This window comes from Chryseobacterium sp. SIMBA_029 (genome assembly GCF_046535275.1).
GTDB lineage: Bacteria > Bacteroidota > Bacteroidia > Flavobacteriales > Weeksellaceae > Chryseobacterium.
In genome coordinates this window covers 77,814-93,236 of sequence record NZ_JAWRXA010000010.1, presented here as the reverse complement: position 1 = coordinate 93,236, position 15,423 = coordinate 77,814, and the positions used below count along the sequence as shown (strand labels likewise).

Sequence of the window (15,423 nt, the reverse complement as noted above, 5' to 3'; positions counted from 1 at the left end):
CTAAATTAAAATTTAGAATAGAATTACAAAATTTGTTTTAGAAATGGGGTTAAAGAATACTAGTATTCTTCAAAATATTTAAGAAAATGATAGAGGTCTACCTCCGAATCGAGGTTGAGTTTTTTTCTCAACCGGTTTTTCTTTATCTGTACAGATTTGTGCTGCATAAAAGTAAACTCCGCAATGTCCTTGGAAGAAAATCCCAACCAGATTAAAGCACAAAAAATAAGGTTGTCTTGGGTTAGGTCCGGGTTGAGCTCCAGAAGTTTTTTGGAAACATCAGGATACACTTCCTGAAATTTTGATAAAAACCCGATATCGTTATTTTTTGCCAATTGCATTATTTCTTCGTGTGCATCTGCAATCCTGCTTTTCAACACCAAAGTTTCATCTTCTTTTTGCAGAATGAGTTCTTGCTTTTCTGATATCACTTTCTTTTTTTTCTTGTTCTGATAATATAAATAAGAAAGCACCAGTAAACTCAAAAAACCTGCAATACCAGCATATAAAAATGTTTTCTTTTTAAGGGTATTCTTTTCTTCGGTTTTTTCCTGTTCTATGTTTTTTATGGATAAATCCACACCTTTAGAATTTGGCTCTTCCAAACTGTCTTTTAATTTTACATAATACTCCAGATATTCTTTTTCCTTTTCTGTATTTCCGAGATTTTTATAGCTTGCTGACAAAAGTCTGTATAAGTTTTGAGTATGAACGCTATTTTTTAAATTCCTACTGTAATCGAGGGCTTTGTCTAAGTAAAAAATTGCATTTTTATAGTCTTTTTCTTTAAAAAAATATTGGGCATTATAGTAATAAAAGACAGACATTTGATACTTGCTTGTTTCATTTTTTCTTTTGTCCATTACTTTTATGGCCTTATCCAGATAAATTTTGGCAGAATCCTGGTTAGGTTTGAATTCTATGAAATGATAGGCAATTTGAGAAATAATGACAGGACTTTCATACGAAACACACGACCGCTGCAAATAATGTAAAGCAGAATCTAAATCTTTTGTTTTATAAAGAAAATTTGCCCTTAAAGAATAGACAGAAGATAAAAATTTGTTCTTTTTATTGCTATTTTCAATTTTATTTCCATAATAAACAGCTTTAGCATTATACTTCAGACCTGTTTCATCCAAATTCAATAAATAATAAGCCAGCGAATATTCCTGATAAATCTTAGCAACCGTAAAAAAATCGGTCTCGTTCTTATCCGATATTTTTTCGGCAATATTCAGGTTTTTGATGCTTTCTTCCCCATTTCCCAAATAAGAATATTGGGTGGCGATATTGATATGTGCCCAGATTATTCCTCTTGCATAATTTTCTTTTTTCATTTTTTCCAGCATTTCCTTATTCCAAAGAATGATTTTTTCTCTGGGAATATTGTTCATAATCATTTCTCTGGGTTTATTGAGAAGAATTGAATCGTATTCTTTATGCTTAAGGTTTTGGGAAAATAACATTCCTGACGAGAAAAAAATCCCAACAGTAATGATGAATTGGAATAAGTATTTGAAAAATATCATTGAAGACAAAAGTAGGAATATTTTCGGGAGAATTAGCGACCGTATTTTCTTATCTAAATATTTTCTACCTCCGATAATGATTTAAGAAAATGATAGAGATCCACTTCGGATTCAAGGTTGAGTTTTTTTCTCAAACGGTTTTTCTTTATTTGTACTGATTTGTGCTGCATAAATGTAAATTCAGCTATATCTTTAGAAGAAAATCCCAACCAAATCAATGCACAAAAAGTAAGGTTGTCCTGGGTTAAATCCGGATTGAGCTCCAAAAGTTTTTTCGAAACATCGGGATAAATTTCCTGAAATCTTGTAAGAAAACCTATATCGTTGGACTTGGCAAGTTGCATTACCTCTTCGTGAGCGGTTGAAAGTTTTCTTTTCAGCCCCTTCGTTTCTTCTTCTTTTTTAACAATCAGGTTTTCTTTTTCTATAATTTTCCTTTTCTTTTTCTTATCTTCAAAATAGAAATAAGTCAAAATCAAACTGCTAATTAATACGATCAAACTTCCATAAACGACGGACTTTTTCTTAACTCCTTGCGTTTGCTCATTTTTATCTTTTTCAATCGTCCGGATAGACAACTCAGCGCCTTTGGCTTGTGCAACTTCAGTGCTATCCTTGAGCAAAGCATATTTAGCAAGATTTTCTGTTTCCTTTTTTGCATCACCAAACTTTTTATAGGTTTCGGCCAAAGTCCGGTAAACATTTTCAAGATGACCTACATTTCCCGTTTCCTCGGCAAGAGAACGGGATTTTTCCAAATAATGTAAAGCTTGTTGATAGTCTTTCTGCTTTATATAATAATTTCCATAATAGAAATATATGACCGAACTATTGTAAGGTGTAACATTTCTGGCTTTAATTTCTACAAGGTGGAGCGCTTTGTCCAAATAAATCTTAGCGGAATCAAGATTAAGCTTATAATCCGTATAATGACTGCCGATAGCGGCAAAGCCTAAAGGTGTTTCAAAATGATGATTTGATTTATGAAGGTAAAGCGCAGCCGAATCCAGCTCTTTTAATTCATAAAATATATTGGCTCGGCAAGAATAAGCATAGCTTAAAAACCTATCGGCAACAAAACAAGAGCCTTCATTTTCTTCAATATCCTTACCATATTGCACCGCTTTTGTATTATTTTTCAATGCAAAGTCATACATCTTCATCGTATAATAATTCTGCGAGTATTCCTGATACATTTTGGCGATAGCAAAGTTATCTGATAAGCTACCATTCTTCATCATTTTATTTACAACATTCAAATGCAGAATGCTTAATTCCGTATTGCCCCGACTACAATACCTGTTAGCTAAGTTGATGTTCGCCCAGGCAACTCCTTTAGGATAATTTTGTTTTTTTGCTTTTTCCAGCATCATCTTATTCCAACTAATCATTTCTTCAAAAGACTTTTCACTGATCATAAATTTGTTAACTTCTATTAAAAGGGAATCAAATTGTTTAGAAGTCAGTTTTTGGGAAAAGACACTTACTGATGGGAAAAAAAAACCAACAGTAATGATGAATTGCAATAAGTATCTGAAACATTTCATTGAAAACAAAAGTAGGAATATTTTCGGGAGAATTAGCGGCCGTATTTTCTTATCTAAATATTTATAGAAAAAACTGGTTAAAATTTACCTCTCCTGATATTTTTCATTTTTTGTTTTGCAGAGAATATATGAAGCACAACTTAGCAATAAAGGTACTCCAGTATATTGCAGGTCTAATGTAGTAGCAATTGATGTTTATGAAATTACTGTGAAGCTCCTTTTTCGGATTAAACCCTCACATTTTTTGCCTAAAAGCAGAATAAAATTTGTACATATAAAGTATATTGTCACCATAATTGATGTTAGTTACCCATGAATTAAGAAAAAAAATCAAACTTCTTGTGTCCTCCTTTGTTCCCAGAGCCTTTTCTGCTGTTTGATCCCATCTTTTAGAATCCCATTTCCCTTTTTGTGGAAGTCACCTTAGGTACTCCATCAACAGTAACTCTCAAGTACACATATCTGATCCTATCAGATTTTCTTTTTGGGCTCTTCAAAAAGAAGGTCAACCCATAACTATTTTCCAGCATAATTAAACAACTTTTAAATGTTTGTAAATGTCGAATTAAAAGTACTTAAGTCAAGTCGTTAATCAATTTAATCATTTGATTTACAACATATAATACTAGTTTCTATGGCAATTATTTTGGAGTTTTAAAAGCCACGAAGTTACTATATGCTTTTTGAGTGTTTTTGAAAATTATGGCTATAATGCAAAAAAACAAAAAAGCCTGCAATTAGCTAAAATTGCAGGCTTTAATAGCTTTTAAAGCATTTTTTGAGTTTTACTCTTACTTTTCAGCGGAGAGAGAGATTTGAACCTACTCATTTAAAACCATGTTAGTATTCATTTTCGCCTTTCAAAATTATTGATATCATAATATTGCCATAACCTCTATCTAAAGTCCAATTGCAAAATCTATTGTTCAAATTACTTTTTTAAATGGCGAGCAAGGGAGTTGACTCCCTTAAATACTCTATTTGTACTAGTCTATTTTGGAAAATTAAAAATACATTATCACCGGACTGTTCTTATAATTAAACAATTTTTTTTGCAGTATATTTTTTAATAGTTTACACAATATTTTAATCAAAGAGAATTCTTAAAAACTTACAAAAATCATTATGAAAAAAAGTGTGAGATATATTCTAACTAAGAAAATGGATTTGTCAAAATATATTAACATTCATTTATTTGGTATAAGCTATAAAAACTTCTTTAAAACATACAAATCTACCCTTATCCACACTTTTCAGATATGTTTATATCACAAATATTTTCTTCCATTTAGCTACAGAATTTCTACTCAGTTTGAAGTGCTTAGCTAATTGTGTGTTATTTAGATGGTTTTTTTTCTGAAAATCTAATATTTCTAAAATAGTAGATTTGTTGTAAAATCGATGTTTAGCATTTAACGAGAAATCTTTTTCACTAATCTCAAATATCAATGTGTTAAGGTCTATAACATCCAATTGAGATAATGCTTTTTTTGTCAGTATATGTTGACATCTTTCTCTTTTCTCAGGATATTTCATAGATAAAATATCATCATAAATTTTCTTATAATCGGGCCGTAAGGTTTTCATTCTTTATTTTATTGTTTTACGCAACATAATCAGTTTTAAATAGGTGAACCATTTTTTATATCGATTTCGCTGGATGATGTGTGTACTCATTGTTATAGTATAAATATTGTAAGGGCCTACACAGTCCAAAGTAAACGAGAACTCTTAATTATTTCAATCATGTCCATATTTGTCTATCCATTTATATAGAGTTGTTTTAGGAATCTTATATTCGTCTATAATTTGTTGTTTTGTTTTTTCTTCTTTACTCAACAATTCCAATATAAAATGAATAATCTCCTGTGTATACAAGTTTTTTCTAAAATGAGGAAGTGTAGGTGTTTTGTATTTTTCATTTTTATACCCCTTTAATGATGACGGAGAATACAGAATAAGATGTTGTGAATACAATCTAAAAAAATCATACTCCAATAGCTTTGACCATTTGAGCAAATCATCTGTAGTCATCACTTTTAGTTGAAACATGTTTAAGATCTCTTTTTCAGAACACCTAAAAAAATTAACAGTTCTACTCAGAAATACCTGATTCTTTCCATTTAGTTTCAATCAGTATCCCGATATGTATATCTTTAAAATCAATCATGAGTAATACCTTTATTCCAAAAATTTTTGAAAACGATTCTATACAAAACCACTTTACCTTCTTCAAAAAAAAGATGTAAAAATTTTTTTTGCCAGAAATATCTTTTTTCTATATACAATACCCATAGATCTGAATTGATATTATTAATTTTATTTTCACTGATAAGTTCCAAAACCTCTTCTTTAGTTTTCCCCGTCAGCTTGTTGTATTTAGTTGTCATGGTTTTGCAAAAGTACTATTGAATCTAATTTTTTGTAAGATCTAGTTAGTCCGAAAGATAACCGAGATAAATGCATTCTACCCCGGCAATATATAATAGAATTTGTGTTTAGATTTATTTTACTGATCCGGTCAGTAGCTTGATCAATTTATAATATCTACAATTTTATAAGTATCGGTGTCTATTTTTTCCATACGAATATTACTAGACATCAGCTAAAAAATGTATGAACTCCTTTTTAATCTAATTTTTCAATAAATATGGTAACGCCACTACCTCCTGTTGTCGGAGCAGCTGCAATATTATTATTCATAACAGCAGACACTCTATAAATTTCTTTCGTATTAAGTAGAGAAATATATGTAACAAAAGAATCGCTATTTCCAATATTTACAGATGGAGCCATTGGAAACCATGTATTTGTGGCCCTGGAATCTGGGCCATTGAATTGGTGATAATTAATAGTTCTTCCTCCTTGTCCTCCCCAATTGGCATTGTCTGTAACCCAGCTTGTAATTCCGTTGTTCAATCGGTATTCAAAAATAGTTCCACTTGCTGTTCCTGCATTAGCGTTAAGTCTTACAGAAATATTACCAATTGTGGTAACGGATTTAGCTACTGTAGTTCCATCAATAGGAGAAATACTGTTTTTTGCAAATTGTAATGTTTTTACAATTCCCGTATCTCCAATAGAGACCGAACATCCTGTGGCACCCAATAATGCTGGAATTGCAACGCTTACCGTACTTGGCGAACTGAAGCTTGGAGTACCTGAAATTGAATAAGTAAAAGATCCTGTACCGTTAGCTAAAACACCAGGCTGCAAAATAAACGTTAGCCCATTAGACGAAAATGAGGTTCCGCCTGTATAACTCCCACCGTTACCGCCAACATAAGGTACACTCAATGTTCCACTATATGGCGTCGTTGAGCTAAAAGAAACAGGATTTGCTTTTGCATTTACACAATCCAATGCTACAATGGCAGCATTAATTGAAGAGGTATTATAAAGTGTTCTCCATTCTGATCCGTTCCAGAAAAAATATCCAACAGTTTTTAATGATCCCAAACCTGTATTATAAACCAACAAACCTATTTTTGGAGAAGCCACAGTTACCTGATCTGTATTAGATACTAATGCAACTTGAGGTATTAGAATTCCTTTGTTGGTAATTGCGGACATATCTAAAACAGAAGAAGCATCGGCTGCTGCAGACGTTCCAACGACAACTGCACCATTATCCTGTATTGAAAATTCTGTACCTGCTGTTCTTGCTGTTGACCCATCAGATTTAGTTCCCAATTCTACTTTAGTATTAGCAACATTATTTACAAAAGCATCACTGGTAGAATCCCCTACTGCAATCCAGGCACTTCCGTTAAAATAATAGTAGCCTATATTTGTGATTCCGGCCACTTGGGCAATACTGGGAATTGTCCCTGTTGGTGTAGTAGTATTAGTCACATATACTAATGCTCCTGTCTGATAGAATCCATAAATACCTGATGATTTTGCAGCTAATTCCTGCTTCGTAATTCTTGGTGGGATAATACCATCAGCAATTGTGGTTGTGGCAGCTTTGCCCTCTACATCCAATGTAGCATCTGGTGTCTGTGTGTTTATCCCAACTTGAGCCTGAATACTTGCTGTCACAAGGAATAAACTTAAAAATAAATAATTTTTCATTAATTTGAATTTTTGCTTTAAAATTAGGTGGCGAAAGTAGTACAGAAACCTAATAGTTCGCAAAATCAAAGAATAACATTATCTATCAAAAACTAACAAAAAAATATATTTAACTGATAATCAATTTCATACACTAAAAATAAATACACCTATTAGCTCGTGGCATGAAAAGAAGGAAGTAATAATTGTCACAAATTTATAAACCAAACATACATATTTTCCTGTGTGCCTATATCAAGTTTTTTCCTAATTCTATACTTTCGGCTTTCCACAGAACCTATAGACATGTTTTTAATCTGTGCTATTTCTTTGGTATCAAAGTTTAATTTTATCAGTGCGCAGTATTCCAAATCACGAGGGGTTAATTGCTGATTTAGTGCTAATAGCTGTTGATTAAATTTAGGATACAGTTCTGAAAATTTCAGATAAAACGATTTATCATTGCTTTTAGCCAGTTCAATAATATTGCTCAAATCCTGAGGTTCTAGCTGCTTCAAACCTTTGTTTTCTAAAGAATGTAGAATCTCAGTTTCTCTCGAAATTACTCCGTCCGTTTTGTCTTCATCAGATGCTGCTTCTTTTTCTATTACTTTCCTCTTTTGAAGGACAAAAAATAATATCGTAAGAAGGCGATAATAAGTATAACAAAAATTACTACTGCAATAATTATTAAATTATTTTCCGGTGATTGTCTTTCCTTATCCTCTGCTACTGAAACTTTTTCTACAATTTTCTTGTCAGCAAGCGAAAGGCTATCCGACATTCTTTGGGCTTTTTCAAGATAAATTGCCTGATTTTCATAATCATTACTGCCTTTGTAAGCTTCTGCAATACCCGAGTAACATCCCATTAATTCTGAGGGAAGCACTTTATATTCTTTATAAAGTTTTATGCCTTGAGTAAAATATTTAATGGCTTTGGGATAATTTTTCCTTCTATTTTCAATTTCTCCCCTGAGTGTATAGTAAGGAATAGATCTACCTTTGTATTTTTCATCTTCCGTAAGAATATAAAATTCATTTAAATATTTTTCCACTTTAGGAATGTTATTTAGGTAAAAATACCCCTGTGCTAAAGCAAGAGCATATGAAGCAATAAAACCCGCTTTTTTAGGATAAACGTTACTTATTTTCTTTGATTCTTCATAAGCTTTATAACAATAAAATATAACGCTGTCATACTTTATTTTATCATTTTTTATTGAGTTTTCACTCTCATTATTATAATTAATATGCCCTAATTCATAATAGATAATTGCTATAGTAGCATATTTCTCATCACTTTCAGGAGCTTTATTGGCAATTAGTAAGGCTTTTTTAAAGATTATTCTTGCTTTTTGAAAATAACCTAATTGAGAGTTGATCCGTCCCTGAATTCTTAATAAATTTGTCCAGTTTAAAAAGCTGTTAGATTCTTCAGCCAGCTTAATACCTTCCGATATTCTCTTTAAAGCTTCTCCATAATTTTGCTCATTCATGTAAATTCCAGATGACTTTACAATAGATCTCAGCTGCCCTTCTTTATAGCCTATATTTTTAGATTGGTAATAGATTTCAGTACATAATCTCAGCATTTCTTTACTTCCTTTTTCCGCAAAGGCATTATTACTATTTACAATTGTCAATAAACTGTCAATAGAATGAATATTTTCACTGCTCTGAGAAAAAGTATCGTTAAAAGGAAGAATAAAAAAAAGGAGGAGTATAATTTTATTTCTCATTCATTTTTAGTACGTCGAAAAAACGTTTTAGTTAGTAGGAAAATATTTGAATTATTTCAAATTTAGGTATATTTAACATTTAAAACAATAAAATTCTTGCTAGTAGTAAATAACAAACCTAATAAGTTGAACTCTCAAGTATTTTAGCATCTTTTGAACACGTCCCATAAATGCAATCACAATGGGCACTATTTCATTCATTATTTGTAAAGCACCAAAAGTTGTTTCTTTTAAAGAAAAGCCCTTGTTCGGTTTGTCTCAGTAATAAGTTTCAGATAATCATTACTGCAAGGCTTTTAATATCAGCATTTACTGCTTACCTACATTTCATACAAAGTAAAACCGGAAAAACCTGAATTTAATGTAAAGAATGGTATTAAATCAATTGCGATCTCTTCGGTGAGGACAATATTATTGAAATTATATTTCCATTTACCCATAAATTTTAGTCGTTGTTATCGTAAAAAGGATGTAATCTTGGTCTCTGGACCAGATTAGCATTTTGAGATCATCATTATAAATTCAAAATCAAAATACGCCAAATAAAGACAAGTTACTAATAATGAGACACTTAAACTTAGGTTGTTTTTTTATAGTATCTATGTAGTACGTTTAAGTATGCCAACAAAGTATCTGTAGCGTATCTAATTTCTTTATTAAAAGTTAGAATAAGACTAATCTTGCAGCTTAATTATTAAGAGGTAAAAATGTATTTAAAATCTTCACCTGCTCTACAAAAATCATCACCGACCTCTTTTGCTAAAACCATAAGAAGATCTAAAAATCTAACAATAGAAAAGACAACTTTAAAATTCGCTTCCAAACGGGAAGTTTATATATCTGAAAATAGAAACTCTGTTATAGTTTCTAACGAGAAATCAGTAAATATTGCCATTATCACAACCAATCCTTTTAAGGAGAAACAAGGAGTATTACAGAATAAATACAAGATGTTTACTGTACACGAAAATAAAGTTTTTACAAAACAATGTTTTAAAACAGGATTATTCGAAAGGACTTTTCTGCTAGGAATACAGATCCGCCCTCCTCCTTCTTTTAAATGTACTATATAATAAAAAAACATAAATTCAAATATATCAACTCCGGAAATGAGTAATTGTAAAACTCTTTTCCATTCTTATAAAATTATTACACAAAATGAGAAATAAATTTTATTCAATCTTTACATTAGCAATCGGTTCGTTAGCTTTCGGGCAGGTGGGGATTAATACCCAAAATCCACAAGGAATTTTCAATATAGATGGTGCCAAAAATAATGCGACCACAGGAACTCCCACTGCGGCACAGTTAAAAGATGACTTTATTGTAACTGCGTCAGGATCTACAGGTATCGGAGCAACTCCCGACGCATCTGCTATTCTGGAGCTTAATGTAAGCCAGCTTGCATCGGGAAGTCAAAAAGGATTTTTAGGTCCAAGAGTAGCTTTAACAGCATATAACGACGCGGCTACAATTCCTAGTCCTGCAACTGGCTTAATGGTATACAACTTAGGAACAGCTGCCCTTACCTTTCAGGGATATGTCTACTGGGGGGGAACCCAATGGAGACCTTTGGACGGGCGTTCATTACAGGCGGGTACGATAGGCGGTTTGGACTGTACAAGTGCTTCTCTGTTTCCGATCTCCTATACTGCAGGCACTCCTTATCAAGGTACAATGTCGATTCCCTATACAGGAGGAAACGCAGGAATATACGCTGCACAAACTATAGGGCCCGTAAACGGACTTACAGCAACACTTCCACAGGGTAATTTTGCGCAAGGATCCGGTACTTTAAACTATAATATTTCTGGGACACCAACGGTATCCACTCCTAATACAACAACATTTCCCCTTTTAGTCGGAGGACAAAGCTGTAGTGCAACAGTTGGCCTTGGAAAGGTACTTGCTCCGGGAGAATACCAGTTCTTTACCTATACATTACCAGCGACGTACGTTGGATTATTGAGTACATATATTGGCGGTAGTTATGATGCTATTTTAGGACAAAAGGTAAGATTGGATCTTAATTTTACCTTTTCTTCCAATCTAGGTTCCGGAGGAGTTACCTATGCTCCTCTTTTGGTAAATGTTTTTAGTTCTAATATTAAAGTTTGGTATTCAGCATTATCGAGTGTAAATAATTATCGTCGTGCTAATGTTTTACTCGCTCCAGGAGGTTACTTACAAACAGATGACGGACTTTATCTTAACTGGGGAGACAATATGAACAGTACTTCAACAGCGATTACGGCAATGTCTGGCGATAGAACTGGATTTGATAATTCTCAGGAGATAGAAACAATAGATTTACTTGTAGACGGAATTTGGTACAGAATAGTCGTTTATGTTTCTGTAGATAACCTAAATGACACTGATGCTACTAATAACATCCGACGTGTCTTTATGACCGCACAAAGAATGTCTAAGTAATAATTTTTAAGCTTTATTAAAACCCTTGTTATTATTTAGTTATCCTCTACTGATAGGAAAGTAATTGAACAGATTTAAGCACCTTAAATTTATTTTAGCTGGCAGATGAGTTCGTCTGCCGGTTAAACATAAATCTATAACATAAACATAAATTAAAAAATCTGTGAAATTTTAAACACAAACAAATGAATTTTAAAGAGATTCCAATAGGACCATTGATTGAAAAAGAAGTTATGGCGTGCGGGATGGAACTTTCCCGTATCTGTAATTTTATGAAATGTACGGAACAGGAAATAAAAGAAATGTACAAAGTAACAAGTATAGAAACCGAAAATCTGTTGAAATGGAGCAAGCTATTAGAATATGATTTTTTCAGGCTCTATTCACAGCATTTGATCTTGTATGCTCCGGTAAACAAAATTAGAGAAAGCAAGAAATACAAAAAATCAATCTTACCTCAGTTCCGAAAAAACATGTATACAAAAGAAGTTATTAATTTCATTCTGAGGCAAATCCAGTCAGAAGAAATGTCAAAACTTGAAGTAATAGAAGATTATAAAATCCCAAAAACAACTCTTTATAAGTGGATGAGCAAGTATAAAGATGAAAAAAAATAAATATAGTTATCTGATAGGAAAATCCAAGAAAGAGATAACAGAACTTCTTGAACTAGACTTTAACTACTACCCCGCCGATTTCTGGTTCTATATTTTGTCAAAGAGTTGGTTGGGAAGAAGCAAAGTATTATTGCTGTATTTCAAAGAAGGAAAGGTATATGAAGCTAAAATAAAAAATACTTATGGAGAAATTAACCCCTGATTATAAGAGAATCTATAATGACATCATTATAAAAGATTTTCCGGAAAAAAGAGATTGCTGTATGCGATTATTACAGAAAGAAAGCTTATCTGTTGTAGATATTATAAAACTGAACGAAAAAATTTTTGGTTTCCCGGACAAAGAAACTTTTGCAGCCAACCAGCGGCACCGTTCATATAGAAAAACAGACATTCTTAAAATACTTGATTACCAGAAAAAAAATCAGCTCAACAATAGCCAGCTTGCCATCCATTTTAAATTAAGCCGTAACTCGGTAACCAAATGGAAAAAACGCTTTGTCGTATAAAAGGCATGTGTTTTTCCATTTCATGGAAAAATATTTAGGGAATATTATTTGAAGTTATTCAAGAAAATTCCCTAAATATTTTACGGTTATATGAATGTTACAAATTACAATATCCCTTTAATTTTAAAAGCATAAAATTTATTTGTAAATAAGTATTATCTTTTTAAAAATATTTTTCAACAATGCTACAAAAAATATGGAATTATATACAGAACCTGCATATTGATCCCAATGCCAACAGATTTAAGCGTCTTGATGCCCGAATATTAAATTTTTTCGCATTTTCTTTCGGAATTATTTTATTATTGAGCGGAATTAGAGATTTGCTGTTTGGTTTTGAGGGTAATTTTTTGGTTTTGTTCGCATTGGGGCTTATTTCTCTTATTTTTTTCTTTTTTACAAAGGCACGGCAAAATGTACTGATGTGCCTTATTGGTATAGAGATTTGCATGTTGTTAGTTTTCTTTTTTTCCTCCACTACAGGTTTTGAAAATGGCTTGTCATTATATTATTTTTTGTTGCTTATTACTTCCCTGTTTATTTTTAATACTAGGAAAACATCAAAGTATAATATAGTCGTTTTTGCTACTGTATTTATTCTTTTTCTCATAAGTCATTATTATGATTTTAAGATATTTAGGATTGTAGAGACTGGAAATTTAAAGTTTTCGAGAAATCAGAGACTTGTTACTTTTATAGAGGTGTTTATATGGTTTTCAATTCTCGGATACTTTATTCTGTTAAAGCATTTTACAGTTTTCGAACTATACCAGAAGGTTCTTAGGAGTGAAAAAATAATCTCTGATATGCGTATAAAGCTTAACAGAAAAGACGATCTGGATTTGGAAAATCTAGTAAAACTAGCCATGAATGACGATGCGGCTTTTATACCCAAAATAAAATTTTCATTTCCTAATTTATTTGATAACCTCATGGAAATAAATCCAGTTATTACATCCGACGAATTTAAATTATGTGCTCTTCTCAAGCTGGGATTTACTACAAAAGATATAGCGGAATACCACAATATTTCAGTGCGGACAGTTCAGACAAGGAAAAGCAGGCTCAGGAAATCATTCGGAATATCTGCGGATATAGACCTTTACAAATGGATAGATACTTTATAGTTTTGAATAGATTTGTTTTGAAAATTAAATTCTTAGATTTCATTAAACTCGCTTGATTCAATATGGGATTATGGGGCTATTCTGAATCCTATGTCGATTATTTATCTTATTGTACTTTTCATAAAAATGGCTGGAGTTGCGCCAGTCATCATTATGCTAGTAACTATTCATATCCACCAAATTAGAAGTTATAACAAATACTGCTCTTGGTCAGCTTTTTTTTGATAATCAATCCAGAGCATTGGCCAATTGATAATAAAGTTATGAATACTGGAAATAGAGTTAGTTTGAAATAAATTACCTCTGTTTTTCAAAATTGGAGTTTCCACCTTTTTCAGATTCATTTTATTACCATAATTAAAGTAAAAGGATAAATAAGAATAAGTAAAAACTCACTTACTCTAGGCTCTAGTATTTTTATTCTAAATACACAAATGAATATGTTTTAATTTTATGCAGTTCGTATTAGGAGGAAATTTGAGTCAAATAAAGATTATAAAATCATTTCATCAAGTGAATACTGAAATTTATTTTCTTTAGGTTTAAACAAATAGTCTCTATTATTTATTTTGTAGAGACTATTTTATTGTTCAATTGGCATGTTTGATCTTATAATCTTCTGTCATTATTATTTTCTATGCGTACATTTTAGATTCCGGGTTATATCAGATAAAATCAAAAGATATACAATTACTAAAAATATAAAGGTCTGATTTCAGAAAATAATCCAATATATATCTTAGATGAAATTAGAAATAGATCAGGGAATTAGGTTTTTACTTTCTTAAGATAAAGAAAATTGCTCTTCCAATTATCAGAGCAAAGGATATTTAAATATCAATAAACTATGAATAAACTATCAATACTTATAGCACATTATAACAACGGAAAATATTTTCTAGAATGCTATAATTCAATCATAAATCAAACGTATAAAAATTGGGAGGTTATAATTGTAGATGATGCTTCAACAGATAACTCAATAAAAATCATTGAAAAAATCATAAATAAAGATGACCGATTTAAATTGTATAAAAACTCATCAAATAAAGGCTGTGGTTTTACAAAAAAAGAATGCATGAATTATGCTACAGGTGAAATTTGCGCTTATTTAGATCCAGATGACGCCTTATTTCCTATCGCATTAGAAATTTCAGTAAAACAGTACCTATCCGATAACGAACTTGTAGCAACCCATTCCAAAATGATGATGTGTGACGAAAATCTGAGGTTACAGAAAACCTTCAGCACTGCAAAAAAAATTGTTAATGATAGATACTTTTTCAATTGCCCAATACAACTAGTCCATTTTTTTACTTTTAAAAGAGAAGTATACTTTAAAACAAAAGGAATTGATCCTAATTTGAAAAACGCAGTAGATCAGGATCTATACCTCAAAATTCTTGAATTTGGAAAAGTCTCATTTATCAATGAAGATTTGTATAAATACAGACTTCATTCTACAGGTATTTCTCAGCAAAGTTCAAAGCAGAGTGCAAAAGAATCGTTTGCTAAAGTGATCCATGAAGCTATGAAAAGAAGAAGACTAAAAAAGATACATTATAAAGATGTTCCTGATCAGTATACAAATGCAGAAGAAATCTATAAACTTGTAAACTATCAAACAAAACCATTATTCAGAATAATAAATAAGCTAAAATTAATTTTTAGATAAATCAATGATATTTGTAGACAGTGGAGGATCAATAATTAAAAAAGCCCCTGAAAAAAGAGGCTTGAAAACAAATAAGAGAGTAGATCAATAGTCTACTTTCATAAGTTTTGAATTTTTTTTATCACAATAGTATTACTCATATGCGCAACCACGCTAAAAGCAATTTTTATTTGTCAATTGAATTTG

General features: G+C 31.5%; 13 protein-coding genes. 6 read left to right on the top strand and 7 right to left on the bottom strand.

Translation table 11 applies throughout. The annotated features are described in order from the left end of the window. Positions 1-59: 59 nt before the first annotated feature. The 7 genes from SB679_RS18150 to SB679_RS18120 form a co-directional block, all read right to left on the bottom strand. Complete coding sequence (locus SB679_RS18150) at positions 60-1,403, bottom strand: tetratricopeptide repeat protein (protein WP_410703706.1); 1,344 nt, start codon at positions 1,401-1,403, stop codon at positions 60-62. Positions 1,404-1,585: 182 nt separating this feature from the next. Continuing rightward, the gene (locus SB679_RS18145; protein WP_410703705.1) at positions 1,586-2,674 is read right to left on the bottom strand and encodes a transcriptional regulator; all 1,089 of its coding nucleotides are present in this window, start codon (positions 2,672-2,674) and stop codon (positions 1,586-1,588) included. 2,145 nt (positions 2,675-4,819) lie between these two features. Further along, positions 4,820-5,131: a hypothetical protein gene (locus SB679_RS18140; RefSeq protein WP_410703704.1), complete on the bottom strand. Its 312-nt coding sequence runs from the start codon at positions 5,129-5,131 to the stop codon at positions 4,820-4,822. A gap of 110 nt (positions 5,132-5,241) precedes the next feature. Then, positions 5,242-5,469 (bottom strand): hypothetical protein, encoded by a 228-nt coding sequence (locus tag SB679_RS18135; protein ID WP_410703703.1) that lies wholly within the window; start codon positions 5,467-5,469, stop codon positions 5,242-5,244. Between the two features lie 238 nt (positions 5,470-5,707). After that, the gene (locus SB679_RS18130; protein ID WP_410703702.1) at positions 5,708-7,156 is read right to left on the bottom strand and encodes a hypothetical protein; all 1,449 of its coding nucleotides are present in this window, start codon (positions 7,154-7,156) and stop codon (positions 5,708-5,710) included. A gap of 188 nt (positions 7,157-7,344) precedes the next feature. Next, positions 7,345-7,653: a helix-turn-helix transcriptional regulator gene (locus SB679_RS18125; protein ID WP_410703701.1), complete on the bottom strand. Its 309-nt coding sequence runs from the start codon at positions 7,651-7,653 to the stop codon at positions 7,345-7,347. 89 nt (positions 7,654-7,742) lie between these two features. After that, positions 7,743-8,876, bottom strand: coding sequence for a tetratricopeptide repeat protein (locus SB679_RS18120; protein ID WP_410703700.1), 1,134 nt, complete (start codon positions 8,874-8,876; stop codon positions 7,743-7,745). A 707-nt stretch (positions 8,877-9,583) separates the two neighbouring features. Here SB679_RS18120 and SB679_RS18115 point away from each other — a divergent pair. The 6 genes from SB679_RS18115 (at position 9,584) to SB679_RS18090 (ending at position 15,237) form a co-directional block, all read left to right on the top strand. Next, a complete protein-coding gene (locus SB679_RS18115) occupies positions 9,584-9,949 on the top strand; it encodes a hypothetical protein (protein WP_410703699.1) in 366 nt (121 codons plus the stop codon). Between the two features lie 85 nt (positions 9,950-10,034). Next, positions 10,035-11,309, top strand: coding sequence for a hypothetical protein (locus SB679_RS18110; protein ID WP_410703697.1), 1,275 nt, complete (start codon positions 10,035-10,037; stop codon positions 11,307-11,309). A gap of 185 nt (positions 11,310-11,494) precedes the next feature. After that, on the top strand, positions 11,495-11,926 hold the full coding sequence (locus SB679_RS18105) for a transposase (RefSeq protein ID WP_410703696.1): 432 nt from the start codon (positions 11,495-11,497) through the stop codon (positions 11,924-11,926). A gap of 182 nt (positions 11,927-12,108) precedes the next feature. Then, on the top strand, positions 12,109-12,435 hold the full coding sequence (locus SB679_RS18100) for a helix-turn-helix domain-containing protein (RefSeq protein WP_410703694.1): 327 nt from the start codon (positions 12,109-12,111) through the stop codon (positions 12,433-12,435). Positions 12,436-12,617: 182 nt separating this feature from the next. After that, positions 12,618-13,562 carry a helix-turn-helix transcriptional regulator gene (locus tag SB679_RS18095; RefSeq protein ID WP_410703692.1) on the top strand — a complete coding sequence of 315 codons (945 nt, stop codon included), beginning with the start codon at positions 12,618-12,620 and terminating at the stop codon, positions 13,560-13,562. A gap of 847 nt (positions 13,563-14,409) precedes the next feature. Then, positions 14,410-15,237, top strand: a complete 828-nt coding sequence (locus SB679_RS18090; protein ID WP_410703691.1) for a glycosyltransferase family 2 protein — start codon at positions 14,410-14,412, stop codon at positions 15,235-15,237. Positions 15,238-15,423 lie beyond the last annotated feature (186 nt).

Bases quoted from the DNA above. Each gene is read 5' to 3' on its own strand.
- SB679_RS18150 (WP_410703706.1), bottom strand. From the start codon at position 1,403: ATGATTATGAACAATATTCCCAGAGAAAAAATCATTCTTTGGAATAAG.
- SB679_RS18140 (WP_410703704.1), bottom strand. From the start codon at position 5,131: ATGTTTCAACTAAAAGTGATGACTACAGATGATTTGCTCAAATGGTCA.
- SB679_RS18135 (WP_410703703.1), bottom strand. From the start codon at position 5,469: ATGACAACTAAATACAACAAGCTGACGGGGAAAACTAAAGAAGAGGTT.
- SB679_RS18130 (WP_410703702.1), bottom strand. From the start codon at position 7,156: ATGAAAAATTATTTATTTTTAAGTTTATTCCTTGTGACAGCAAGTATT.
- SB679_RS18120 (WP_410703700.1), bottom strand. From the start codon at position 8,876: ATGAGAAATAAAATTATACTCCTCCTTTTTTTTATTCTTCCTTTTAAC.
- SB679_RS18115 (WP_410703699.1), top strand. From the start codon at position 9,584: ATGTATTTAAAATCTTCACCTGCTCTACAAAAATCATCACCGACCTCT.
- SB679_RS18110 (WP_410703697.1), top strand. From the start codon at position 10,035: ATGAGAAATAAATTTTATTCAATCTTTACATTAGCAATCGGTTCGTTA.
- SB679_RS18105 (WP_410703696.1), top strand. From the start codon at position 11,495: ATGAATTTTAAAGAGATTCCAATAGGACCATTGATTGAAAAAGAAGTT.
- SB679_RS18100 (WP_410703694.1), top strand. From the start codon at position 12,109: ATGGAGAAATTAACCCCTGATTATAAGAGAATCTATAATGACATCATT.
- SB679_RS18095 (WP_410703692.1), top strand. From the start codon at position 12,618: ATGCTACAAAAAATATGGAATTATATACAGAACCTGCATATTGATCCC.
- SB679_RS18090 (WP_410703691.1), top strand. From the start codon at position 14,410: ATGAATAAACTATCAATACTTATAGCACATTATAACAACGGAAAATAT.